21 protein-coding genes and 2 pseudogenes are annotated in these 26,347 nt (G+C 42.2%); 18 read left to right on the top strand and 5 right to left on the bottom strand.

Features of this window, described 5'->3' with window-relative positions:
- Positions 1-47 precede the first annotated feature (47 nt).
- The 4 genes from JO943_RS09640 to JO943_RS09625 all read right to left on the bottom strand — a co-directional run bounded on the left by JO943_RS09640 (position 48) and on the right by JO943_RS09625 (position 4,511).
- The gene (locus JO943_RS09640; protein ID WP_202740655.1) at positions 48-977 is read right to left on the bottom strand and encodes a LysR family transcriptional regulator; all 930 of its coding nucleotides are present in this window, start codon (positions 975-977) and stop codon (positions 48-50) included.
- A gap of 130 nt (positions 978-1,107) precedes the next feature.
- Complete coding sequence (locus JO943_RS09635; protein WP_202740654.1) at positions 1,108-1,902, bottom strand: substrate-binding domain-containing protein; 795 nt, start codon at positions 1,900-1,902, stop codon at positions 1,108-1,110.
- 89 nt (positions 1,903-1,991) lie between these two features.
- On the bottom strand, positions 1,992-3,302 hold the full coding sequence (locus JO943_RS09630) for an MFS transporter (protein ID WP_202740653.1): 1,311 nt from the start codon (positions 3,300-3,302) through the stop codon (positions 1,992-1,994).
- A 279-nt stretch (positions 3,303-3,581) separates the two neighbouring features.
- Complete coding sequence (locus JO943_RS09625; RefSeq protein WP_005231507.1) at positions 3,582-4,511, bottom strand: LysR family transcriptional regulator; 930 nt, start codon at positions 4,509-4,511, stop codon at positions 3,582-3,584.
- Positions 4,512-4,815: 304 nt separating this feature from the next.
- Between JO943_RS09625 and kdpA the strand changes: the two genes are divergently transcribed.
- From kdpA to JO943_RS09565, 12 genes are all read left to right on the top strand, one after another.
- Complete coding sequence (kdpA, locus tag JO943_RS09620; protein ID WP_202740652.1) at positions 4,816-6,513, top strand: potassium-transporting ATPase subunit KdpA; 1,698 nt, start codon at positions 4,816-4,818, stop codon at positions 6,511-6,513.
- A gap of 16 nt (positions 6,514-6,529) precedes the next feature.
- Positions 6,530-8,542 carry a potassium-transporting ATPase subunit KdpB gene (gene kdpB / locus JO943_RS09615; protein ID WP_202740651.1) on the top strand — a complete coding sequence of 671 codons (2,013 nt, stop codon included), beginning with the start codon at positions 6,530-6,532 and terminating at the stop codon, positions 8,540-8,542.
- A 9-nt stretch (positions 8,543-8,551) separates the two neighbouring features.
- A complete protein-coding gene (gene kdpC / locus JO943_RS09610; RefSeq protein ID WP_202740650.1) occupies positions 8,552-9,166 on the top strand; it encodes a potassium-transporting ATPase subunit KdpC in 615 nt (204 codons plus the stop codon).
- Positions 9,167-9,176: 10 nt separating this feature from the next.
- Positions 9,177-11,825 carry a sensor histidine kinase gene (locus tag JO943_RS09605; RefSeq protein WP_202740649.1) on the top strand — a complete coding sequence of 883 codons (2,649 nt, stop codon included), beginning with the start codon at positions 9,177-9,179 and terminating at the stop codon, positions 11,823-11,825.
- A gap of 11 nt (positions 11,826-11,836) precedes the next feature.
- Positions 11,837-12,535, top strand: coding sequence for a response regulator transcription factor (locus tag JO943_RS09600; RefSeq protein WP_150951947.1), 699 nt, complete (start codon positions 11,837-11,839; stop codon positions 12,533-12,535).
- 235 nt (positions 12,536-12,770) lie between these two features.
- Complete coding sequence (locus JO943_RS09595) at positions 12,771-12,974, top strand: hypothetical protein (protein WP_005287500.1); 204 nt, start codon at positions 12,771-12,773, stop codon at positions 12,972-12,974.
- A 98-nt stretch (positions 12,975-13,072) separates the two neighbouring features.
- Positions 13,073-14,950, top strand: a complete 1,878-nt coding sequence (locus JO943_RS09590; RefSeq protein WP_202740648.1) for a potassium transporter Kup — start codon at positions 13,073-13,075, stop codon at positions 14,948-14,950.
- Between the two features lie 340 nt (positions 14,951-15,290).
- Positions 15,291-15,476 (top strand): hypothetical protein, encoded by a 186-nt coding sequence (locus tag JO943_RS09585; RefSeq protein WP_032874254.1) that lies wholly within the window; start codon positions 15,291-15,293, stop codon positions 15,474-15,476.
- Positions 15,477-15,664: 188 nt separating this feature from the next.
- The gene (locus JO943_RS09580; RefSeq protein ID WP_202740647.1) at positions 15,665-18,517 is read left to right on the top strand and encodes a type VI secretion system Vgr family protein; all 2,853 of its coding nucleotides are present in this window, start codon (positions 15,665-15,667) and stop codon (positions 18,515-18,517) included.
- Positions 18,518-18,519: 2 nt separating this feature from the next.
- A complete protein-coding gene (locus JO943_RS09575) occupies positions 18,520-20,217 on the top strand; it encodes a polymorphic toxin type 15 domain-containing protein (protein ID WP_202740646.1) in 1,698 nt (565 codons plus the stop codon).
- 5 nt (positions 20,218-20,222) lie between these two features.
- A complete protein-coding gene (locus tag JO943_RS09570; RefSeq protein ID WP_227614453.1) occupies positions 20,223-20,912 on the top strand; it encodes a GAD-like domain-containing protein in 690 nt (229 codons plus the stop codon).
- Positions 20,913-20,985: 73 nt separating this feature from the next.
- The gene (locus JO943_RS09565) at positions 20,986-21,963 is read left to right on the top strand and encodes a hypothetical protein (RefSeq protein ID WP_202740645.1); all 978 of its coding nucleotides are present in this window, start codon (positions 20,986-20,988) and stop codon (positions 21,961-21,963) included.
- 75 nt (positions 21,964-22,038) lie between these two features.
- Here JO943_RS09565 and JO943_RS09560 read toward each other — a convergent pair.
- Positions 22,039-22,245 (bottom strand): annotated as a pseudogene (locus JO943_RS09560) (RND transporter); the annotation flags it as partial.
- Between the two features lie 33 nt (positions 22,246-22,278).
- Here JO943_RS09560 and JO943_RS18530 point away from each other — a divergent pair.
- The 6 genes and pseudogenes from JO943_RS18530 to JO943_RS09530 form a co-directional block, all read left to right on the top strand.
- Positions 22,279-24,315: pseudogene (locus JO943_RS18530) on the top strand (RHS repeat-associated core domain-containing protein); the annotation flags it as partial.
- Entirely contained in the window at positions 24,305-24,736 is a 432-nt protein-coding gene (locus JO943_RS09550; protein WP_005231489.1) for a hypothetical protein, read from the top strand. The pseudogene JO943_RS18530 and the gene JO943_RS09550, both read left to right, overlap by 11 nt.
- A gap of 51 nt (positions 24,737-24,787) precedes the next feature.
- Positions 24,788-24,997, top strand: a complete 210-nt coding sequence (locus tag JO943_RS09545) for an RHS repeat domain-containing protein (protein WP_227614451.1) — start codon at positions 24,788-24,790, stop codon at positions 24,995-24,997.
- Positions 24,994-25,614: a suppressor of fused domain protein gene (locus tag JO943_RS09540; protein ID WP_202740644.1), complete on the top strand. Its 621-nt coding sequence runs from the start codon at positions 24,994-24,996 to the stop codon at positions 25,612-25,614. Before JO943_RS09545 ends, JO943_RS09540 begins: the two co-directional genes overlap by 4 nt.
- 53 nt (positions 25,615-25,667) lie before the next feature.
- Positions 25,668-26,153, top strand: coding sequence for a DUF4265 domain-containing protein (locus JO943_RS09535; RefSeq protein WP_005231486.1), 486 nt, complete (start codon positions 25,668-25,670; stop codon positions 26,151-26,153).
- 8 nt (positions 26,154-26,161) lie between these two features.
- On the top strand, positions 26,162-26,332 hold the full coding sequence (locus JO943_RS09530) for a hypothetical protein (RefSeq protein WP_202740814.1): 171 nt from the start codon (positions 26,162-26,164) through the stop codon (positions 26,330-26,332).
- Positions 26,333-26,347 lie beyond the last annotated feature (15 nt).

Raw genomic sequence — 26,347 nt, 5'->3', positions numbered from 1 at the left:
AGAGGCTAAGCTTGAATGGGTGTTTAGTAAAAATAAACACTAAGAGCTTAAGTGTTTATGAGTTTCGCACCGGGCCAACGCTTTTCATTAATCAGGTTGGTCACACAAGCACGAATCACCACTTTGGTGGCTAAGGTAGCAGGCGAGAGTTCCTCTTCGGACAGACTAATTAAATAGTTAATACGCTCAATAGCAGGTTCTACAATGCGTAGCAAACACAGGTCTTGCCGTGAGTTTAACGATGCACCCGCAGGTTGGATGGTTGCCATTTCGAGTTGGCTAATGCTTTCCATTAACAAATGCAGTCCATCAATTTCATAGGCCACTTTAAGCTGATGAATTTTCTGTTCGAGCAACAAGCGCAGTCCATGTCGTTGGCTCGGTAAAATTAGGGGAAGTTGTTTAAGCTGTGAATGGGTAATCGTTTGAGTGTCTATACAGCTTTCAAGCTGGTATTCACTCAGCACTTCTTTAGGCGAGATTAAAAACATCTGTTCTTTGACTAAAGGCTGTATGGCCCACTGTGGGTCAACATCATCACTAAAGATGATGGCCACATCGAGCTGCCTTGCATTCACTAAGGCCTTGAGGTCACCCGATAAGCCTTCAATTAAACGGACTTTAATGTCGGGATAACGGTTTCGCATCAGTTTTAAAAAGTGTGTGCCAATAACCGACGCGACACTTGGCGAAAAACCGACGGTGACATGACCACTTAAACGTGAAGAGTGTGCAGAATCTACAGCATGGTCTAAGTGCCTAAGTGCCAGTTGAACTTGTTGAAAAAATGCTAAACCTGCAGGGGTGGGAACCGTACCCAAAGCGGTACGTTGTAACAGGCGAATCGAAAGCTCGCTTTCTAATTTTGAGATTTGCTGACTTAATGCAGATGTTCCAATATCGAGATTTTTTGCAGCTTTGCCCAAGCTTCCTGTCTCGATCACCGTAATAAAATACTTGAGTTGTTTGAGTTCCACGGCAAATACTACATTGTCCTTTATGGATGAATTCTACACTGCTTTGTCACATAGATTCTGTTCTATCGTCTCAGTAAAACGTCCAAAGCGAACAGGCAACATCATCACCAGATGCTGCCTGTTAATGCTTTTATTGTTTAACCTGCTCAAGCCCCTGTTGTTCAATAATTTGTGTGGCTTGTGGTGACTTCACAAAGTTGATGAGCTCTTTTGCGACTTTTTCATGTTCAGTGTTTTTACCAATGCCTGCTGCAAACACAGTCACTTTTTGATAAGGCGCAGGAATTGGACCGACTAATTCAACTTGACCATATTGGCCAGTAAACGGTTTGATTTCACTCATTTGCTGGAACCCAATATCAAACTGACCTTCGGCAATACGGTTGGCAACGCGGTCACCGACTACTTTTTCTGCTTTACCAGCAATCACTTTGTATTCGACAGGTGGGAAACTTGGGAAAACATCTTTTTCAAGATGCGTGCCGCTCGCACTTGCTGAATAGCCGATGTGCTTGGCATTGAGTAAAACTTTTTCAAACTTTGCCGCAGAGCTAATATCCGGTTTTGGTGCACCTTTAGGCACAGCCATGCCAATGCTTGAATTGACTAAAGCACGTTGTGAATTTGGGTCTACATAACCCTTTTCTGCGAGCTTGTTCAGTTCAGGAGCAGCTAAGACCACTACATCAAAACGTTCACCACGATCGAGTCGATTTGGAATTGCCGTTGGCGACGCGCCCATGGATGAACCAGACGAAAGGTGAACCGTGTGACCAGTTTGCTTTTCAAATATTGGAATGAGTTTTTCCATAGATGAATAGAAACCGCCTGAGCTAATCACTTCGAGTGTATCTGCGTTAGCAAGCGTTGAGCCTAAACCTGCTCCAGCTAAGCAAATGGTCATAAAGATAGGGGATTTTTTCATAATATCTCGCTTTAATGATAGGAGAGCACAGTACGGCTGCAACATGCGCCGTACTGTTCATTAAAATTTCAGGCGAAGTCGTTATTATTTTAAGCGCTCACCTTGACAGGCTCAGCAATCGCGTCAGTATTTTTCTGTTGAGAACCGCGACATAGATACAAGCTTGAGATGAGGCTACAAACCGCAGCAAGCATGAGCCAGAACGCCGGGGTACTTGCGTTACCAGTGTTTTCGACTAGGAAAGTACATGCCATTGGCGTCATACCACCAAAAATAGCGGCTGCAAGGCTGAACGCTAAAGAGAAGCCAACTGTACGTACACGTTTTGGCATTACTTCGGCAAGCGTTGCCACCATGGTGCCGTTGTACATACCAAAGAAGAACGAGAAGTAAGCAAGCGTAATAATCAGATTGGTAAAACTAATGTCACTCACCAACCAGCTTAAAACTGGATAAGTGGTAAAGATGGCAAGGGAAGTAATGCCGACTAAAACTGGACGACGACCAATTTTGTCTGAAAGTAAGCCACCCATTGGTAACCAGAAGAAATTTGATAAACCCACAAATACGGTTGCTAAAAGACTATCCGTTACCGACATTTCTAGAGTACGTTTTGCATACACAGTGGTGTAAACCGTAATGAAATAGAATGTGGTTGTGGTCATGGCACTCATCATCATGCCCGCAAGTACGATGCGCCAGTTGCTTGCCAATGTGCTGAAAATTTCTTTGGTCGATGGATGAGTTTTTTGCGCTTTAAAGTCTTCAGTTTCCTCTAACGTACGGCGGAACAAGAAGATTAAAGGAATAATCAAACAACCAATTAAGAACGGAATACGCCAGCCCCATTCACCCACTTGAGCATGAGTTAAAATGGTGTTGAGCCAGTAGCCAAGTAATGCTGCGAATACCACCGCAATTTGTTGGCTGCCAGATTGCCAGCTTGTGATAAACCCACGGTTTTTATCTGTTGCAATTTCAGCGAGATAAATCGATACACCGCCAGATTCCACACCGGCCGAGAAGCCTTGTAATAGACGTCCAATCACCACCAAAATTGGCGCAATAATACCAATGGTTTCATAACCTGGTATGAAAGTAATTAAGATGGTCCCGATTGCCATAAGGCTTAAAGTCACAATAAGACCTTTACGTCGACCCACTCTGTCGACATAAGCGCCCAAGAAAATAGCGCCGAGAGGTCGCATCAGAAAACCCGCAGCAAATACGGTAAAGGTCATCATCAAAGAGACATATTCATTTTCAGAGTGGAAAAATTTTGCTGCGATATAAGTGGCATAGAAACCAAAAAGAAAAAAATCGTACTGTTCTAAAAAGTTGCCACTCGTTACATTTAATATTTTTTTAAAAGTAGCCCTACGGTTATTCACGACATCCATTGGAGACCTCCTTGGCCTGACAAAATGGAAACATTCACGATTTTCAATTGAGGGCTTTAAAATGGACTCATTCAATAAACCCAAATAGGAAATGGGTTAGAGATGAGATTTAAAAGTATCCTTGGTAGAAAATGTGATGCCTTGTTTCCAGTTCAAACTACACATCTATAAGTCGATAAACAGAAATTCACTTATCATTCAGATGAAAATGTAATCTCAAACAGCAGGAGGGAGTGAGAGGGCACAATTAATGAGGTATTTAATAAAATTAATGACTATTTATAAAATAATTTCAGAACACGGCCAAATCTGGTTTTGAATCAGCTCTTTGACACAGGCTTTAATTGCTGATTTTGCAGCAAGTGCAGCAGGTGACAGCTCTTCTTCGGCAAGGCTGACCAGATAATTGATCCGCTCCACTTCAGGATCAATCAGTTTTAGTAATTGGATTTTGTGTTTATATTCTTGCAAGCAGGCACTTCCGGGGCGGACACTGGCAAGTTCGAGATGAATCAGGCTGTCCATAAGTAAGTGGAGCCCATCAATTTCATAGACCACGTTCAGTTGTCCGATCTTATGTTCAAGCAGCTTTCTTAAGCTATGACGCTGCCGTGGCAGCACCAGGGGAATATCGCCAATTTGCTGCGACTGAATCATTCCGCTTTTAATACATTCGGAAAGACCGTATTTTTCAAGCACTTCCTTACGTGCCATTAAATACATTTGCTCGCGTACCAGGGGCTGGATCGACCACTGTTTATCAATTTCATTGGTAAAAATAATGGCAATATCAAGCTGACGCGAATTAATCGACTGAATCAGGTTGCCCGATAGCGTTTCCACAATTTCTAGGCGAATGTCTGGATAGCGTTCAGACATCAGTTTCATTAAAGGGATGCCAATTAATGCGGTAATGGTCGGTGGAAAACCAAGGCTGACATGGCCTGAAAGTCGTGCAGAATGTGCAGCATCGACCGCAAAGTTTACTTGACGCAAAATGAGTTGCGAGTGTTTTAAAAAGGCCAGTCCCGCAGGGGTTGGGGTGACGCCAAAAGCATTCCGCTGTAATAAGCGAATGCTTAACTCTTGTTCGAGCTTACTAATTTGCTGGCTGATTGCAGAAGCACCGACATCGAGTTTTTGCGCAGCTTTACCGATGCTGCCTGCCTCAACCACCGTTAAAAAATACTTTATTTGTTTGATTTCCATGAAATATATTCTTTTATATGTGGGCATCCGATTATTCAGTGAAGCAATTTAATCAATATGATGGGCATTATCAATAGGATGAGAACACTATCGGTAGGATCAGTTTACGCTGTTGTATGACAAGAATATAGCAATACCTGCCTTGAGCTCATCGCAGAATACAGACAAAGAGCATGATCTGCTTTCATCAACCAGGATAGGTTTTTATTTACGCAAAATTTACGAGTTCGGCTTTTTTCAATATAGAGAATTTACGCCTTCAATTTCCATACTAAAGCTGACCTATTATTAAATGGCATCTGCTATGTGGGAATTTATCTCTGTATTTGTCCTTTCATTACTGCTGGCTTATCCGCTCGGGAATTATCTTGCCGATGTGATGCAGGCCAAGCCAATGAAAAGTGATGCGTTGTTTAACTGGATTGAAAAGCCGATTTATGCTGTGCTCGGTGTCAAGCGTAACGGCATGAACTGGCGGCAATATCTGGGTGCTTTTGTGCTTAGCAATGCTTTACTGCTAGGAGCCAGTCTCGCCATCTTGATGACTCAAGCATGGTTACCGCTAAATCCGGATCATAGTCCGAATATGAATTGGGATCTGGCTTTACATACCAGTATTTCATTCCTGACCAACACCAACCAGCAACATTATTCAGGGCAGGCGCAACTGTCTTACCTCTCGCAAATGACCGTGATTGTGGGATTGCAGTATTTGTCGCCCATTATGGGACTGGCCTTACTGGTCGCCATGTTGAGGGCTTTGTTTCTGCAATCGGGGCTTAAGAACGGAGCAAATAAAAAAGACTGGCAGACGATCAATCTAGGAAATTACTGGATGGATCTCATCCGCCCGTTGTTTCGGTTCTTTATTCCACTCGGCTTGATTTTTTCTTTGTTGCTGACATTTCAGGGCGTTCCAGCAACTTTATCTGCTGGTCCAACCGCACAGGTTCTGGAACAAACGGCGGACGTTAAAACCCAGCATCTTCCACTGGGACCCGTTGCTCCGATGGTGGCAATTAAACAATTAGGCAGCAACGGTGGAGGCTGGTATGGACCGAACAGCAGTGTGCCATTAGAAAATCCAACGCCGTTGTCCAATGTAATCGAGATGATTGCGATTTTACTGATTCCATTGTCCGTGGTGTTTATGGTGGGGCGTTTTATCCAACGTAAGAAATTGATGTGGATGATTTTTGGTAGCATGTTACTGATGTCGCTGGCCTCAACCTTGTTGACGCTGTGGACTGAAAAATCTTCCTTAATTCCAGATACTGCCTTAATGGAAGGCAAGGAAGTCCGTTTCGGGGCCGAAGCATCGGCATTGTGGGGAAGTTTGACCACCCAAGTGAATAATGGCTCAGTCAATATGATGCATGATTCGGCTTCACCACTGACCGGACTGGTAGAACTGTGCAATATGCTGATCAATGCCATTTGGGGCGGGATCGGCTGTGGTCTATTACAATTCTTTATTTATCTGTTCCTTGCAGTATTTATCGCAGGCTTGATGACAGGACGTACCCCTGAATTATTTGGTCGCAAGATTGAAGTCACGGAAATCAAGCTTTTGGCTTTTGTGATCTTGTTACAGCCTGTGGTGATCCTGGGCTTGACCGCAATCGCGATTGCCTTTCCATCCCTTACAGGGAATTCAAATCCAGCTTTCCACGGCATTAGCCAAGTGTTCTATGAATATGTCTCGGCCTATGCCAATAACGGTTCAGGTTTTGAAGGCTTGGGCGATAACACGCTGTGGTGGAATCTGAGTGCCAGTGTAGCGTTATTGGCAGGTCGTTATAGCGTACTGATTATTCCTGTACTGATAGCAGTCAGTTTGGCAACTAAAGCGCAAGCTGCTGAAAGTAAAGGTTCTTTACAGATCGAATCCCCAACCTTCGCTTTAACTTTGATCGGGATCGTGTTGATCCTGACCGTGTTGCAATTCATGCCCGTGTTGGTGATCGGGCCAATTGCAGATTATTTATCTCTAAAAGTTTAAGCGTGGAGCAAGCACAATGAAACATTCTCATGCGACACAACAAATGGATATTTTGAATAAAGAAATTATTCAACAGACCTTTCATAAGTTGTTGCCACAATATGCTTTTAAAAACCCGGTAATGGCCTGTGTCTGGGTAGGAACAATTCTAACGATTGTTGCGACTTTGCTGGGTCATGCCGGCCTTGGTTTTGGCTTGATCCTCAGTCTGATTTTACTGGTCACGGTGTTATTTGCCAATTATGCAGAAGCCGTTGCCGAGGCCAAAGGACGTGGACAAGCTGCATCTTTACGGCAGGCGCGTGAAAATTTAACTGCAAATCGTATCCTCGACTTAAATGCGGTACCGAATATCATAGCTGCCAATCTGCTCAAAAAAGATGATTTAGTCATTGTTAAAGCTGGTGAAATTATTCCTGCGGATGGTGAGATTATTCAGGGTTTTGCCACCATCAATGAATCGGCTGTTACCGGTGAGTCCGCACCAGTATTGCGTGAAGCCCATACCGATCGTTCAGGGGTAATTGGCGGCACCAAGGTGCTGTCCGATGAGATTATTATTCGTGTCAGCAATGAAGCTGGTCACAGCTTTCTGGATCGTATGATTGCCTTGGTTGAAGGGGCCAATCGCCAAAAAACACCGAATGAGATTGCACTGAGTATCTTGCTCAACATCATGACCATCACCTTTATTGTGGTGGTCATCACCTTACCTTTTATTGGGTCTATGGTCGGGATCAAAATCAGCATGGTATTGCTGATCGCGCTACTGGTATGTCTGATTCCAACCACGATTGGGGGCTTATTGCCTGCAATCGGGATTGCAGGAATGAACCGCGCTTTAAAAGCCAATGTCTTGGCCAAGTCAGGGAAAGCCGTTGAAGTTGCGGGTGATATTGATGTGCTGTTGCTGGATAAAACGGGAACGATCACCTATGGAGACCGTCAGGCTACCGCCTTTTATCCATTGGCCGGTGTGACAGCCACCGAGTTGCGTCAAGCAGCCATGCTGACTTCTTTTGCGGATCCCACCCCTGAAGGGAAATCGGTCATCAGCCTAGGGAAAGAACTGGGGGAAAGCATTCAGGAGCCAAAAGATGCAGAATTTATTCAGTTTAGTGCCTCGACACGGTTATCTGGGGTGGACTTGGCCAATGGGCAAAAAATTCGTAAAGGTGCAGTCGACGCCATTCTGAACTTTACCCATCAACAGATCAAAGACAACATCGAGCTTAAAACCCGGGTCGAACAAGTGGCTTCTAAAGGGGCGACACCGCTTGTGGTGGCTTTAAATCATAGCATTCTGGGCGTGATTGAGCTTTCGGATGTGATTAAATCAGGGATTAAACAACGCTTCGCACTGTTACGTGAGATGGGCATCAAAACCATCATGGTGACAGGTGATAATCCGTTGACTGCCGCCGCGATTGCAGCAGAAGCGGGTGTGGATGACTACATTGCAGAGGCCAAACCTGAAGATAAACTGGCATGTATCCGTCAACAACAGGCAGCGGGTAAACTGGTGGCGATGGTGGGTGATGGGACCAATGACGCACCTGCCTTGGCGCAGGCGGATATTGGTCTTGCCATGAACTCGGGCACGCAGGCTGCGAAAGAGGCGGGCAATATGGTGGATCTGGATTCCGATCCGACCAAACTGCTCGATGTGGTGGAAATTGGCAAGCAGCAATTGATTACCCGGGGTGCCTTAACCACCTTTTCTTTGGCCAATGATGTTTCCAAGTACTTTGTGATCCTGCCTGCCTTGTTTGCGGTAGCCATTCCACAACTTGCGGTACTGAATATTCTGCAACTTGGCAGTCCGAGCAGTGCGGTGATTTCAGCCTTGATTTTTAATGCCTTGATTATTCCGATGTTAATCCCTTTGGCATTAAGAGGGGTACAGTTTAAACCTGCCAGTGCCCTGCAACTGTTGCGCCGTAATATGCTGATTTATGGCGTAGGCGGCGTGATCTTTCCGTTTATTGCGATTAAGTTGATTGACCTTGTTGTGTCATTGTGGATTTAGGAGATGAAAATGAATACATTAGAAAATCTGCCCTTATCAACCGAAGCTCAATCAATGCTACGTCCGGGTATGGGGCTTGTTTTGGTGGGCTTTTTAATGGCTGGACTTTTGTACACTACGGCCAGTGTTTCTATCGCGCAACTGATTTTTCCTACGCAGGCCAATGGCAGTTTGATTGAGTTAAATGGAACAATTGTAGGTTCGCGTTTAGTTGGACAACTTTTTAGCAGTGAACAATATTTTCATGGCCGGCCCAGTGCGATAAGTTACAATGTCGCTGCAATGGCAGGCAGTAATTTGGCAATTTCCAATCCAGAGTTACAAAAACAGATTAAGCAAAGAACCGTGCAATTTGCTCATCGTCATCATATTTCAGAGCAACAGGTGCCAAATGAGATGATCACTGCATCAGGCAGCGGGATTGATCCGGACATTTCACCTGAAAGTGCCTTGTTACAGGTGAAACGCGTAGCAGGGCAACGCCATTTGGCAGAGCAAAAATTGCGGGATTTGGTGCAACAACAGATTCAGCCGGCCCAGTTCGGTGTCTATGGGCAAGCGCGGGTCAATGTGCTACAGCTCAATCTGGCCTTAGATCAATTGTCATCTACATCTCGTTGGTAGAGTCACATTTATGCAGATTGACCGCAATAACAAAGCAGATGCATGGTTGGCGCATAGTCAACGTGAACAGTCTGGACGTTTGACCATTTTCCTGGGGGCTGCGCCAGGTGTAGGCAAGACCTATGCCATGCTGACCCGGGCCCATGAACTGATGCAACAAGGGCAGCAGGTGGTGGTGGGCGTGGTTGAAACCCACGGTCGGTCTGATACCGAGCGCCTGATTCAAGGTCTCAATGTGATTCCAAGAAAGGCGCTAGAATATCAAGGCCGCCGATTGGAAGAGATGGATCTTGACCAGATCCTCAAAATAAAGCCTGAAATCGTGCTGGTGGATGAGCTCGCACATCGCAATGTACCGAACAGTCGGCATGAATTTCGGTGGCAAGATGTTAATGAACTGTTGGATGCAGGAATTGATGTTTATAGCACTTTAAACATTCAGCATCTGGAAAGCCTGAATGATGTGGTCTACCAGATTACGGGCATTCGGGTGGCTGAGACCGTTCCCGACGCATTATTCAAGCGATTGAAAGACATTCGTCTGGTCGATTTGCCGGTACCTGAGCTATTAGAGCGGATGAACCATGGCAAGATTTATTTAGCCGATGTTGCCCCCCATGCATTACAGGGGTTTTTTAAGCCTGCTCATTTAACCGCATTACGTGATTTGGCGATTCAGACTGTTGCAGGGCAGGTTGAGATTGATTATCGGGAAAAGTTTGTTGCGCAGGGACAGATCATCCCGATTCAAAATCATGTCATGTTGGCGATTGACGGTTCAGCGTTTTCTGAAGATTTGGTGCGACGCGCGCATCGTATTGCAGAACGACGCAATGCAAGCTGGAGCGTAATCTCGATCCAAAAGAGCCAAAACGCCAATACCCAAGCCTTTGCCGTGACTAAAGCCTTTAATTTAGCCAGAAAACTGGGGGCCGATACCTATTTGCTGTATAGCAATCATATTGCATCGACCATTTTGCAGGCAGCCTATGATTATGGTGCATCCAATATTTTGTTGGGGAAAAGTCCAAGCAAGTCGCTCTGGCAACGTCTATTTTCCGACCATATTGCCGATCAGCTGTTAGAAAAGCAGCATCCTTTTGAGATTACCTTTGTTCAACCATTAAAAACTCAAAATCATCAGGCCAGGTCACAGAGCGATCATGTCCGCTCATCCTGGTTTGAACAGGGGCTGGCTTTCAATCCGCGCGAGATGATCGAAAGCATTTTGATTGTTTTACTCGGCTTGATTGCGGCAACCGTGAGTGATCATTTTATCGGTTATAGCGAGCTAGCCTTAATCTTTGTGGTTACCGTGCTGATCGTGGCGATGCGCGCCAGAATGTTCATCACCATTTTGAGTGTACTGATTTGCTTCTTGTTATATAACTATTTATTTATCGAACCACGATTTACGCTACGAATTAGTGCCGAGCGTGGGGTCATGACCATCATTATCTTCATTATTTCAGCCTTGCTGGTTGGGCGTTTAGCCAATCAATTACGTGCGCAGGTGCTGAGTTTACGTGCAGCAAATTCGGTTTCCTTACAAATGCAGGAATTGGAACGGAAACTGTCTAGCTGTGTTGATATTGAGCAAGTGATGAATGTTGCCAAGCAACATTTAGAGAGCTGTTTAAAAGCGACGGTCTGGCTCAGAATCGGAGAGCAGGAATTAGGCGATAGCAGTGTATTGAATGAAAAAGACCAGATTGCAGCAAACTGGACCCAGAAAAATGCCAAAGCCTGTGGACGATTTACCAATACCTTAACCCAATCGGACTGGTGGTTTAATCCGCTGTATCTGGTCGGCGGTTATGGTGTGATTGCACTGCGGTTTAGTCAAAACACAGACACCATCAGTTTTGAGCAGCAGCGGCTGGCTGAACTAATGATTGATGATATTGCCCAAACCACGTCGCGGGTGCAGTTGTCTTTGCAGTTGGAAAACTCCCGCATTGTCGCCGAAACTGAAAAATTGCGTTCGGCATTATTGTCATCGGTTTCCCATGATTTACGTTCACCTTTGGCAGCGATGATCGGTTCGGCGGATAGCCTGAAATACTATGCCGGGCAGATGTCCGCAGAAGATCGTGAAAGTTTACTGGACACCATTCATGTCGAAGGGGAACGACTGGACCGCTATATTCAAAACCTGCTGGATATGACCCGGCTCGGTCATCAGGGATTAAGCTTGAGTCGCGACTGGATTGCGGTGGAAGAACTGATTGGTTCCGCGACCCAGCGACTGAAACGCTATCAACCCCAGGTGAGTATTGAGGTTCAGATTCCGGAAGACTTGCCGCAACTATATGTGCATCCTGCCTTGATTGAACAGGCGATTTTTAATGTACTGGAAAATGCAGCCAAGTTTTCACCAGATCATGTGCCAATTGAAATACGGATTCGGCAGGAGGAAAACGCGCTTCAGATTGATATTATGGATCAAGGGGTGGGCATTCCTGAAGAAGAACGCGAACAAATCTTTGATATGTTCTATACCATGCAACGTGGAGATCGTGGTAAAACAGGAACAGGTTTAGGGCTTGCCATTGTAAAAGCGATTATCGGGGCGCATATGGGCAGCATAGAAGCTTTAGCGGGAGCTCATGCTCAAGGGACTTTAATTAGAATACGCTTACCACTTCATCAGGATTAAAATCATTCTTTATGCCACACACATTCAATCAGCATGCCTCTATTCTCATCATCGATGATGAGCCGCAAATTCGAAAATTTCTGGATATTGCCTTACGCGCGCAAGGCTATTCGGTCCATGTTGCTGAGAATGGGGTGAAAGGACTGGAGAGTCTGGCGAGCCGTGGTGCAGATCTGCTGATTCTTGATCTGGGTTTGCCCGATATGGAAGGACAAGAGGTGTTGACAGAATTACGGCAATGGTCGGATATTCCCGTGATCGTCTTATCTGCGCGACCGGACGAAAATCAAAAAATCAGGTTGCTGGATGCCGGCGCCAATGATTATGTGACCAAACCTTTTAGTATTCAGGAACTGTGTGCCCGTATCCGGGTGATGTTCCGCAATAAACCGCAGCACTTAGAACAAAATATTGTCTTTAATGATGGCCAGCTTTGGGTCGATGTCGCCGAGCATACGGCGCAATTGGCAGGTCAGGAAATTACCTTGACCAAAAAAGAATTTCAGCTCTTGGCGCTGTTGATTCGTCACCAAGGCAAGATTGTGACGCAAAAACAGATCATGACCGAGTTATGGGGTATTACTCATGAAGAAGACACTCATTATCTGAGGATCCTGGTGAAAAAACTCAGAACAAAAATTGGCGATTCAGCCCTCAGTCCCAAATATATTTATACCATTGCAGGGGTTGGCTTACGTTTTTTGGGCTGATTGAGTTTAACGCATGCTTTAAATGAATTTGGCTCTGCTGAATTGAGAAGTCTCGAACAAGCGTTAAATTTAAGTCGGTCAATGGAAACCTAGAGTCGTCTGGCTACAATAATAAATAGATGCTGCTTATTTAAGAATAGGGTCAATAAAATAAAAAATTTACGCAAATTTTACGCCGCCGAGTTTTGAAGATTACTAAAATATCATTTTGAAGATCGTTCCTATAGGTAGGTTAATGGGTTTATTTAATACCGACAGTCAAAGTAATCACCTGCATAACATGCTTCTCAATCAAAAAAGTGTCTTTACGGGTTATACAACCGAGGCTTTAGTTGAAAAGTATCCTGAGGAACCTGTTGAAATACAACGAATGATGGTTCAGATTTTAAAAGAAAGAGGCTATAGCTCGATCGAAATCCAGCAGATGCTTAAGCAATAAAATAGTTGAGCACTGGCAAAATCCATATAAACCGAGCTCAGTTACAACACGCGTCATTAAAAATATTGCCTGCCATAACCTGATATAGAACATTGATTATGCAAAGTACTGTAAAAAAGACAGCATTGCCTGCCACGGCATTAGCTGCATTAGGCGTGGTTTTTGGGGATATTGGGACCAGTCCTTTATATGCCTTAAAAGAGTCTTTTCATGCCGCGCATGGACTGGCGATTCAGCCCGGCAATGTCTTGGGTATTCTTTCAATTATCTTCTGGTGCTTGATGCTGATTATCAGCATTAAATATATTGCCATCGTGATGCGTGCCGATAACAATGGCGAGGGCGGCATTATGGCTTTACTGGCCTTGAACCTTCGCAAGGCCAGAATCTCCGATCATAAAAAAATTTATCTGATTGCAATTGGTTTTATTGGCGCCTCTTTATTTTTTGGCGACGGGATCATTACTCCGGCCATATCCGTACTTTCGGCCGTTGAAGGTTTATCTATTGCCACGAATGTGCTGGATCCTTTTATTGTGCCGATCGCGCTGGTCATCGTGCTGACATTATTTTTAATGCAGAAACAGGGCACCGCTTTTGTGGGCAAGTTCTTTGGCCCGATTACACTGTTGTGGTTTCTCTCACTGGGTATTCTCGGAATTGTCAGCGTGATACAGACGCCTTTGGTGCTTGGGATGATTAGTCCGCACTGGGCGATACAGTTTATCTTTACCCATCCGGTACAGTCATTTTTTATTATGGGCGCCGTAGTCTTAACCGTGACAGGGGGCGAGGCGCTGTATGCAGATATGGGATACTTCGGTGCTCAACCCATCCGTTTTGGATGGTTTAGTGTGGTTCTTCCATGTCTGGTTTTAAACTATGCAGGACAAGGCGCCTTGCTGTTGCGTAATCCTGCTGCAATCGAAAATCCTTTTTATCTGCTGGTTCCGGGCTGGGCCTTGTATCCCATGATCATACTCGCCACCATGGCGGCTGTGATTGCGTCGCAGGCAGTTATTTCCGGTGTATTTTCTCTGGCACGTCAGGCAATCCAGTTGGGTTATTTACCTCGACTAAGTATCAAGCACACTTCTGATCAGGAGGCGGGCCAGATCTATGTACCTTTTCTGAACTGGTTGCTGCTGGTTGCCATCGTGATGCTGATTTTGATTTTTAAAACCAGTTCAAATCTGGCTAGCGCCTATGGGCTTGCGGTTACCCTGACCATGTTGTGTGACACTATTTTGGTGGCAGTCTTTATTTACTATGGATGGAAATGGAGCTTACCTAAAGTATTTCTGCTGATCATTCCATTTTTCATTCTTGAGTCGGTTCTGGTTGCTGCGGCCTCTTTAAAAATATTCTCAGGTGGTTGGGTACCGTTATTAATCGGTGCTGTCGCAATGATCATTCTCATGACCTGGAAGCGAGGTCGGGAGCTTACTTTTGCCAAGCTTGAGCACGATACCTTATCACTGGAATTATTTGTGAAAAGCATCGGGAATAGTGTCCCTCGTGTACTGGGCGATGCCGTGTTTCTGACAGGAACGCCTAATGTGGTTCCGCATTCAATGCTGCATAATCTTAAACATAATAAAGTGTTGCATGAACGCAACATTCTGGTAACGGTCGTGGTTGAAGATGTACCTTTCGTTGCACAACAGCAACGGATTAGCGTCGAAACCCTGGATGAGCATTTTTATCGCATCAAGATTTTCTATGGTTTTAAAGATGAGCCGGATGTACCGCAAGCCTTGGTTCAGGCCTATGAACAATTAGAGTTTGAATATGATGTAATGCAAATCAGCTTCTTTATTTCACGTGACCGTATTGTACATAGCGTGGGGGAAGGCATGTCACCTTGGCGTGAGCGTTTATTTATTTCGATGCAACGTAATACCAGTGCTGTCAGTGATTTTTATCATATTCCAACCAACCGTGTGGTCGAGTTGGGAAGCCAGATTGAAATTTAACGCCAGATGTAAATCATTCGCTTGGCTGCAGCATGTGTGCTGCAGCTAAGTTCTGGTCTAGAGCGAATCAAGCCGATATTCATCAATCAGGAATATGGCAATGCACGATGAGAATCTACTTTTTTATCGCGTAAGTTAGCCTTATATCTCAGGGAGATGACATACATACTGGATGATCACGCATCCATGCTTAGCATCTCGTCTTTACGCCTTCTTACCTCAATAGCAGTATCCTGTACAGGCACTTAAGTGACAGATCATACAAAAAATATTGATAACAAAATCTGGATTGAAAAGTGGACAAAATAATTTTATTTTTTTATTAAAAAGGGAGGGGATTATGAAATATTTTTTATTAGTGGTGACTTTGTTCGGCAGCGTGGGACTGACTGCCTGTGCTGTGCATACCCGTGAAGGAAGTATTGTGGTGGATCCGGAAGGACGACTCAATGATGGCCGATATTATGACGGGCATGGCAATGGTCGTTTCTGTCCTCCGGGACAAGCCAAAAAGGGCAACTGTTAGTTTATTTTATCGGATGAATAAGCTCATCTCATGGTGGGCTTGTTTATTTTTAAGCTTGATCTTGATAGGAGCGACTTAGGCATAAGGAATTCAGTGACGTAAATTGTCACAAATAGACAGAACCGTATAGACAGAGCAACGCGATACTTTGTAAAATGCACTAAATTTAAGCGTAAGCCTATAACAAGATGTTGAACAATATATTTCAAGCCTTAGACAGCTTAGGGCTTACTGCACAAAAACGTGCCTTACATATTTTATTTTCCAATCAAGATTTAAATACGCAGGTCTTTTTGCAGCGTATCGATGGGCAACATCAAATCAATGCCGGGGTTGAAGCTGAACTCATCTGTCTGTCGACCAATGCGACCATTCCACTCAAACAATTTATTGGCAGTCAGGTTGCCGTTGATCAGGTCACAGATACAGGACAACTATTCCGTACCACCGGCATTATTACTCAAGCATTGCAAGGACAATCGGATGGTAGCCTGACGGTCTATAAACTGACTTTGCAAGATCCGACCGCACTGTGGCATAAACGCCGCAACTCCCGTGTATTCATGAATAAAAGTGTGCGGGACGTTGTTGAACTGGTGTTTAAGGAGTGGCAACAGAAAAGCCCGCTCTTTGCCGCCAGTCTGACGCTAGATTTAAGCGGACTGAGTCAAGACTACGATATTCGCCCATTTATCATGTCACAGAATGAAAGCGACTATGATTTTCTGACCCGCCTGATGCGTAGCGAAGGGATCAACTGGCTGATTGATGAAGCGCAACTGACTGTACCGAATTCAAATAGCAGCATTCAGCCGCAGCGATTAAGACTGATTGATGACAATGCCCAGTACCAGGCGCTGGATCGCCGCAAGGTGCAGTACCATCGTAGCAGTGCAACGGAACAATTTGACTCGATTACCAGTTTTATCGGCAACCGTTCCTTACAACCGACTTCGGTGTATGTGAACCGTTGGCAGCCTGATGCTTTAGATATGGATGAAGGCACCGGTTCGGTCCTTACCACGCAGCAACATTCAGAACAGCATGATGCAACCCGCTTGGCGCTGGAAGATGCATGGCACTTTACGCCTGCATGGATGCAAGACCTGAACAAGGAAGATGGCGCAACACCTTCAGGTAATCAACAGGTTGAACGTTTTAATCAAAACCTGAGTCATTACCATAATGCACAGGCCAAGCAATTCATTGCCCAATCGACCCTACGTGATGCACAAGTGGGTTACTGGTTTGAGTTGCAGGACCATCCTGAAATTGATCAGCATGCTGGGGCAGACAAGGAATTCCTGATTACAGCCAAGCATTTCTATAATCAAAACAATCTGCCTAAAGATCTGCATCAGCAAATTGATCAGCTCTTGGCACAGAGTCACTGGCAACCTAAACAGTTCAATACAGGCAATACCCAAGAACGCCAAGCCAATCAGCTCACACTACAACGCCGTCAGATCAAGATCGTTCCGGCATACAATCCTCAGCAGCATTGTCCCGAAGCGTATCCGCAACGCGCCAAAGTGGTGGGGCCGAGTGGCGAGGAAATCCATGTCGATGAATGGGGACGCATTAAAGTCAGATTCCTGTTTACTCGTGCAGAGGACCATAGCCATGATGGTGGCGCAGGTGCTAATGATAACGATACTGACTCTGCATGGATCGATGTACTGACGCCATGGGCAGGTGAAGGCTACGGCGCACGTTTCTTGCCACGTATTGGTGAGATTGTGGTGATCAACTTCTTTGATGGCAATATTGACCGTCCTTATGTGGTAGGGAGGATTCATGAAGCACAACGTAGTCCGACCAAGTTTGACAATGCCGGCAAGCTGCCGGATACCAAAAAACTGGCCGGGATCAAATCCAAAGAAGTCCAAGGCGAAGGTTTTAACCAGTTACGCTTTGATGACACCACGGGCCAGATCAGTGCACAACTACAAAGCAGTCATGCTGCCAGTCAACTGAATCTGGGTAAACTCAGCCATCCCAAAGACAAGGCTGAAAGTGAAGACCGAGGTGAAGGTTTTGAGCTGCGGACTGATCAATGGGGTGCGGTTCGTGCAGGTCAAGGTTTGTTGCTGAGTACGCAGAAACAGGATCAGGCCCAAGGGGAGCATCTCGATGCGCAGCCAGCCAAGCAACAGATCGAAGGCAATCAAAGCAATGCCAAAGCGCTCAGTGAAGTGGCCAAGAACCAGCAAACGGATGAAATTGAATCACTTGATCAGCTAAAAGACTTTGCTGATCAGATTCAGGATAAGATTGCGAAATTTGAAAAAGCGTTATTGCTATTGAATTCACCTGCCGGAATTGGCCTCAGCACTAATGAAGATATTCATCTTTCAGCAGATGGGCAGATCAATCAGATTGCGGGCGATAGCATTAACTTGAGTACGCAAAAGAATCTGGTTGCTCATGTTCAGAATAGAATCAGTCTTTTTGCAGCGCAGAATGGCATCAAGCAGGTGGCTGCCAAAGGTAAATTTGAGGTACATGCTCAATCGGATGGGATGGACTTGCTTGCCAAGCAAGGGATTCAGATTATTTCCACCGAAGACCGTATTGAAATTACCAGCCCTAAAGAAATTGTATTTACCGCGCAAGGTTCGCAACTTAAGCTGAATGGTTCAGGGATTTTTCCGACCACAGGTGGCAAGTTTGAGGTGAAAGCGGGGCAGCATTTGTTTATGGGTGGAGGTACAGTAAAACAGAATTTGCCAATTTTTCCAGCTCTTTCAATGCCTAAGAATCTGCTTGAATTTAGAAAGGTATATGCAGATGGGACACCTAGCCCTAACATCCCTTATACAATTCATTTGCCTGATGGAACTACGCAACAAGGTAAAACGGATTCAAATGGTATGGCATTTTACGCTGATCAAAAAAATGGACGTGCTGTTATCGAATATGGTGATGACAGAAATCCATTGGAGTCAGCATTAGAAATGAAGTTTGAGCAAGAGTTAGATAACTTATTTAAAACTGAAATTTTTGTACTTCCACTTGTAGACGATCAATCAGAAGAATAATTATGGATATGTTACAGACACTTAGTGGTTACCAAAATCAGCTTCAGAGAAGCTTTAATCAATCTATCAATGGTTTGCAATCCAATTTTAATCAAACCGCACAATGGGTAGAGAAGGAGCTGAATGAACTTATCGCAGAATATGGTAAGTCATTGGATGGCGCTCAAAGCTGGGTTAAAAGTTTCATTTATGGTGAGTTCAATACAGATGAACGTCCTGTTTCTGTCATTGTAACTGAAATGCTCGCAGGTTTTGTTCCCGGGACGGTTCTTGTATTTAGTGCCCGAGATGCGATCGCGGTTATCATGAGGATGCTAAATGATCCAAAGAAACAAGATGAAGTACAGGAGTGGATGCTTTTAGCTGTTTATTTGCTACCGTTTGTTTTAGTTGGTGCGACTGCCGCGACAGGTGCTGCAACAGGCGGTGCTGGAGGTGCATTTTTTGGAGGCGTTGGTGCCGCTCCAGGTGCAGGAGCTGGTGGTGTTCTTGGTGGGGCTATCGGAAGCGAAATTGGAAATGTTGTTAAGTGTGTAGGACTTTTTCTTATTAAAAGAACGCCTCATTTAGCAACGATTATTTCTAAGCTCAATGGCTTTATGAAGGGCAATGTAGTTCCAACATTGAAGAAGATAAAGTACTCAGATTACGCTAGCGCTGTTACGAATATTATTACCTCGATACTTAATCAATTACTTGGTTTGGTCAAACGTGTTAAGTCATTGTTGAGTTACGGCGCAAAGATCAATTGGATGGGCTTAGGATGGGCCAAATCTATTTACTTAAGAATGGAGCGATTTGAAGCGGTTTTAATTTCAATGATTCAGAAATCAGCGATCAAAATTAAACAGGGCTTTAAAGAGTTTGACGAACATTTACAGGACTTATTAAAGCAATCGGTCAAGTATGAACCTGCTTATGCTACAGTTGGAACCAAGGTAAAGCCCGTTCCTACACCAACACAAACGGTTAGACCTTCATACCCTCAGACTGCAAAAGCGAATGTAGTACATACAGCAGGCGCATCTAATAAAAGTGCATCAGGCACCAAAACACCTGAAAATGTACATCAGCCAAAAGTGAAAGAACCTGTCACTAAAAAAATGAAGGAAAAAAAGATTTGCTTTAAAACAGTCGATACTAAAAAAGCACACTCTAATGCAACTAAGATGTCTAATGAGGGGTATCCAAAAAGTAGTGCAGGGTTATCATCAAAAGACTATTTAGATAAAGAAATGCAGTGGCAATTAGATAATCAACAAAAGGGTCTTAATGAGATGTCTGTTGAAGATTATTTAAAAGGGAGAGATGCATTTGATGACAAAGGGCGTGGTGGCGGAGGTCCTGCTGCTGATGCTAGAGAGAAGTATCAAAAAAAGCTAGTTGAAAAGTATACCAAAGAATATGTTGAGCTAAATCCAGATATCAGTGAAGTACAAGCTAAAAAGCAAGCAAAAGCGAAATCTGAACGAATCATGAATGAAATGGCGGCTCTTCATAATCCCGATCAGATTGCTAGTGGACGGAATGAGATTAAAGATAAAGCAATAGGTTTAAAAAATGTTAACTCTTCTATTGGTAGTCAATGGAAGACAAAAGTTGAAGCATTAGATGCTGCTGCTCGACAAATACCAGAAGGTGAAAGAAATACTACCGGTATGAATGTAAAATTAGATTCTAGCCCAGATTGTAAGGAGTAAAGAGAATGGCTGAAAAATATATTATGGATGAGGCATTTGACTACTTCTATAATGATGAAGGGTTTGGCCCTCCTATTGAGTCTACCCCCGTCTCAAAAGAAATATTAGCTAAGTTTGAAGGAAAATTACCTAATCAGTTACTTGAATATTGGAAAGCTTTTGGTTTCTCTGGTTGGGGAAATGGTTTATTTTGGTTAGTCAATCCTGATGACTATCAAGAGGTACTTGATGCTTGGTTAGAACATGTAGAACTACCTTCTCATGAAGAATACTTTGTAATTGCCCGAACAGCCTTCGGGGATTTAGAAATATGGGGTACGATTCATGGTCATTGTTTAACAATTTCATCTATATTTTCTCGTATTTATCCACAAATGGAAATTGCTAAAAATGAAAGATGGGATAGTTTGCTTCGAACATTTCTCATAGTTCAAGAAAAAGGTAATTTAGATTTAGGTGATTGGAAAAATAAACCACTTTTTGATAGAGCCGTCAAAAAGTATGGTGTATTAAAACCGAATGAAATGTTTGGTTTTGAACCCGCTTTGATTCTAGGTGGGGAAGCTAAACTAGAGAATATACGCAAGCTACCAATTATTTCACATCTACAATTGTTAGCCTCTCTTGATACGCCAAGAATGATGCTAGATATTGGTAAGTTCGTGGACGAGCAAGGTTTAGGAAAAGATGAGTAAGCCCGTAAGGGCTTTTTTTATGTCATTTTATATTTTTAAAAAATGATATGGTTATATTTATTAGATCAAATATATGAAAAATTCTATTACATTTACTTCAGGATGCGCTATTAGCGCCGATAGTTTCTGTTTATCAGCAAATGTTGATGGATTGGATACATGGGATTGCTTTAGTAAAACAATAATTTATAAACATTTAGAACAGCAAAACTGGTCATGTTTGGATTTGGAAGGATGGAAAGTTATTTCAGTTGCTTACCAAAGTAGAGAGGGTGAACCTTCCATTATTTCACTCGATCAAGAAGGAGATGTTGGGATATTTCAACAAAATAATAATGAACATCAAGAAATTAGATATAAATTAGAGGAAAAAATTTATGGGCAATTTAATCATGTCCGTGTAATTAATGGTGATCTTTATGCTTGTGGAGATGGAAGTCAAGTTTATAAGAATAACCAGAATGAATGGAAATCTATCGGAATAGGGTTAGAGGAAGACCCAATTGAATTGAAAAATCAGGATTTATCCTGTTTAGAATATGAAAATGACTTAGCTTTTAATAGATGCTTTTATGATATAAATGGATTTAATAACAATGCTTTATATATGTGTGGAACACAAAAAGAAGCTGGGTTTATGGCCTTCTTTAATGGTAATAATTGGATAGAGGTTAATCGAATTGCGACCTCTGCATTGTATGGAATTACGTTATGTCCAGATGGGAAAAATATTTTAATTACTGGGCAAGATGGCGCACTTCTGAAAGGGAATATAGATGATGGATTTAAAAGTCTAAAAAATAGAAGTATAAATTCGACTTTTTATAATGCAGCTTTTTATCAAGAAATGATTTACATAGCTTCCGAGCAGGGGTTATATAAATATGCAGATTCGGAATACTCCATCGTTCCTGAGTTAAGTGATATACAAGGGGTCATCTCTGTTGAGGAAAAAGATGGAGTTCTTTGGATCCTTAGCTATAAGCACTTGATTCGGTTTGATGGAAAAACATGGGATAGAATCAGTCATACTGACAATGCTGAAAGATAATAAATGAACAAGATTAAATTTTAAGTTTAAAAGAGCCCCATCATATATGGGGCTTTAATCTATTCTAAATGTACTTTATTGCTGTACCAGCTCTGCTTGTCCTGTATGCCATCCACCACCTAAAGCACGAATAATATCCACACTGGCAATCATTCGACTGCCATGAAGCTGTGAAGCGAGTTGCTCTTGCTGCAAGATATTCCGATTCGAATTAATCACATCCAGATAACTAATGCTGCCTTCACGATAACGCAAATGTGAAAGCTGATTGGCATGAGATGAAAATATCCGTTTAACCTATGTAGCGGATGCCTATACGATGAAACAGATGGTAATTTATCCAGCAGTATTGAGGTGGCCTCTGCATTTGGGCAGGACTTAAAAGATCGGGCTGCACCGAAAGATCGTATTCAACAATTCTTATTTGACAGCATGGGACGACTGGAACAGCGTCAGGCAGGCTATGGCTATACCGAGCAGGAATTAGAACAAAAACAGGTTGAAGAATTTGCCTATAACAATAATGGCCAATTGATTCAGGCTAAAAATAATGAGAGCAATCTCCAAGCGTATTATGATGTCGTCGGCAATCTGGTGAGAGAGCATCATCAAGATTATCAAACGCATAAAACTGCGGTGTGGAAACACAGTTATGATGAAATTAATGACCGGATTAAAACCATACGTCCAGATGGACAACAGGTCGACTGGTTAACCTATGGCAGTGGGCATGTTCATGGTTTGGTCCTGAATGGTGAAGATACTGTCAGTTTTGAAAGAGACGATTTGCATCGTGAAATTGTTCGCCATTATACCAACGGGATTAGCCAAAAGCAGCATTATGATGAATTGGGGCGTCTGACTCAGCAGCGCGTACTGAATGGGCATGAATTTGCATATACATCGCCGCAGCAGGCAATACAGAACAATGCCATTCAAGAAACTGAACAGTTGATTCAGCGTTTATATCAGTACGATAAAACGGGGCAATTGCTCAATATTGCAGATACTCGCCGTGGCAATATCCAGTATAAATACGATCCTGTTGGTCGTTTACTGGAAGCCAATAGTAAGCTGGGCAAAGAAACCTTTAGTTTTGACCCTGCAAGTAACATTATTGACCGAAATCATCATCAAGAACCGAGTGCAGCCCCAACAGCAAGTCATGCTTATGGTTATAACCGTTTGGTGAATAATGTTGTTAAAGCATATCTAGATCAGCAATATCAGTACGATGCTTATGGTCAATTGGTGCGTCAAAAGTCATCTAAAGGGGACTTGTACCTTGAGTGGGATGCTTGTGGGCGGTTAATCAAGAGTCGTAATGCAGAATACACTGCGGAGTATCGTTATGATGCTTTAGGGCGGTGTATTCAAAAACGTAGTAAACACCATCATACAGGTGAAGAACAGAATGTGATTTATGGCTGGGATGGCAATACTTTGGCATTCGAATCCAATGAACAGATCACCAAGCATTATGTGTATGAGAAGGATAGTTTTGTCCCTCTACTGCAAGCAATCTATCGTGAACCGATTGAGCTTGTACAAACACCTGATTGGACAGATCAGCCTTATCATATTGCCAAAGATCCTTTATGGCGTAAGACTGCCCCAGCAAAATCTTTAGATGATATTTGTTTCTATCATTGTGATCATTTGGGGACGCCTCAGGAGATGAGCGATGCTCAAGGTCAAATGGTCTGGAAAGCTGAATATAAGGCATGGGGCGAGCGTGTATCAGTAAAGTCAGCATCTAACTTTTTTGAAAATTCAGAAATCGTCACCAATAATATTCGCTTCCAAGGGCAGTATTTTGATGAAGAAACAGGTTTACATTACAACCGTTATCGATATTATTCGCCCTATGTAGGACGTTTTATCTCTAAAGATCCGATTGGGTTGTTGGGCGGTAATAACGTTTATGCTTACGCGCCAAATCCTGTAAGTTGGATTGATCCCTTAGGTTTAAACCGTAAGAAAACGCCAGCACAATTAACAGCAGATAGAGCTAGATCTGAACTAGGTAAGACATCAGGTGCGGCAGCTGATTTACAAGTTGGAAGTATTAATATTAGTGGTATAAGTGGAAGAGTAGATAAAAATATTCATCCACAATTAAAGAAAGCACTTAATAACGTTCCTGAAGAAGAACAGGCTCCATGGCATGGTAATTGTGCGGAGGTTGATGCAATTAATAAAGCATTAAAGAAGGGTATAAATGTTGAAGGTGCTACAATTGATGTTGTAAATATTAATAGTAATGACAAACGCCATGGTACACATAAACCAGCGTGTAGTAGTTGTAATAATGTTTTAAAGCAATTTGGAGTTAATAGTAGTGAAAAGTAATCAAGAAATAGCAAGCTTGATAGAAAAAATAGAAGATATGGAGTTGGAAAAAGCATATTTTGTATACATAAAGTTTTGCTATAAAATAATTCCTTTGTTGAATAGTGTGCATTTAAATTATGTCGCTGAATCTATTGAAGACGCTAAACTATTTTGGTTTTATGGCGAAAGCTATGTTGCTGAGTCAGAAATAATTGATAGAAGGGTTAAGATACTAAAATGTATGAAAGAAAAAAATATTTCATATGATGTTAATGTTCAGCCAGAGTTAAAGTTTTCAATTTTGCCTTTATGGACTAAACCTCCGTCAAGTGAGATTGGTGATAGTTTAGATTGGGCTTTTACACTGCTTAAAGTAATAGGAATATCTGATGAAATTATTAAGACTAAATTATCTGAGGCATTATGTGATATATTTTAGAAAAATAATAATTTTTTAAGAATTTAGAAAAAGACTGAGCGGTGCTCAGTCATGATCAAAATAAATTGTTTAATTCATTCCAGCTACTCTATACCTCATTTAGGACGTTTTATCTCTAAAGATCCGATTGGGTTGTTGGGTGGTAATAACGTTTATACTTACGCGCCAAACCCTGTAAGTTGGATTGATTCTTTAGGATTAATGGGAATCAGAAAAGAAAACTATCCAACTCGATTCAGAAAGCCAAGAGGGAAAAAATGAAGTTTGATAGCAAAGAAAGCCTGATATTAGATATATATCGTTCTCAAATTTTATCTTTGTATATTAAAGAGTGGGGGCAGCCAGAGAATAGATGGATTTTTAAAAAAGAAAATGATATTCCATTAGAAATATATTTTTTCCCTAGGAAAGATAATGATTCTATATCTCGTATAGTAACAATTGGTATAGGGCTTATTAGTCAATTCAAGAAGCAAAAATTTAATTTTGAGTATCTTTTTGCCTTACCATATGATTTTGTAGAGAAAAATGAAGAGGTAGTTGTGAAATACTTATTAGATATAGCGCTGCATCTTTCTAAGTCAGAGGCAGAAAGTGATATTAGAGTTATTTCAGAGATTAATATTGCACCGAATTGTTTTTTGCAAAAATCAATTCTTGTTGATGAGGCAAGAGGAGAAGCAGAAGAACTTGCTGATATCTTTATAGCAGAAAAATTTAATAACGTTGCTTTACGATGGGTAATCCCAGTCTATAAGGATGAAGCAGATTTTATATTGAAAAATGGAATAGAGAAATTTGATTGTTTAGAATCGAGTAGTAATCTTAGTCTAGTTGATATTAATAGAAATTCATTTTTAGATACTCTTATAAATTGAAAATTAATGAAATATTTTATTATTTTTATTGTGTGGTTGAAGGTGTTTGATAAGTGAAGGATAGTTTGAAAGTATTAAATATTTGTGCAGGAAAAACTAGCTCTGGTAATACTAAAGCAGAGAAAGTCCTTGTAGAAGATATAGATGTAAATACTTATAAGCTGCTATCTGCACCAGGTTTAGCTCTAAATTTAGCAAAAGGTGATATTTTTAAATTTTTTAATAGCGAAGAACCCGTAAAGGTTATACATCGAGGTGGGAATTTTAATATACATATTTATGAGGCAAATTTAACTCTTGAGGATTATGAAGATTTTAAGAATGAGCTTTTAGATTATTTGGAAGGAACTATAGATGGTTTGAGTGGGAATAATATGGCTATTACTGTTTCCTCAACTCAAGGTATTCAAAGAGTAAATAGTTTTTTTATAAACTTTAGTGAAATATCAGGTAATAGCTGGGCTTTTACTAATATTTATAAAAATTATGAAGATTTTGATGATGAAACATTACTGGGTTGGTGGGATAAAAAGTGTTAGGTGATTGTTTGAATATCAACTTTAAAGATTTTTTGACAATGGCGTTTCACTATCAAGCACTTGAACAAGTACTAGATAAAAATGAAAATTTAAGCAAAGATCAACAAGAAAAATTTAAGCAAACAATGAGTACGATATCTAAAGATTTATATGCTTTGTATCCATTCAAATATTTCTAACAAATCATTTTGTTG

It is taken from the genome of Acinetobacter sp. 'aerobic (ED)', assembly GCF_904886855.1.
In the GTDB taxonomy this organism is placed as follows: Bacteria; Pseudomonadota; Gammaproteobacteria; order Pseudomonadales; family Moraxellaceae; genus Acinetobacter; species Acinetobacter courvalinii.
This window is presented reverse-complemented; position numbering and strand designations above follow the sequence as displayed.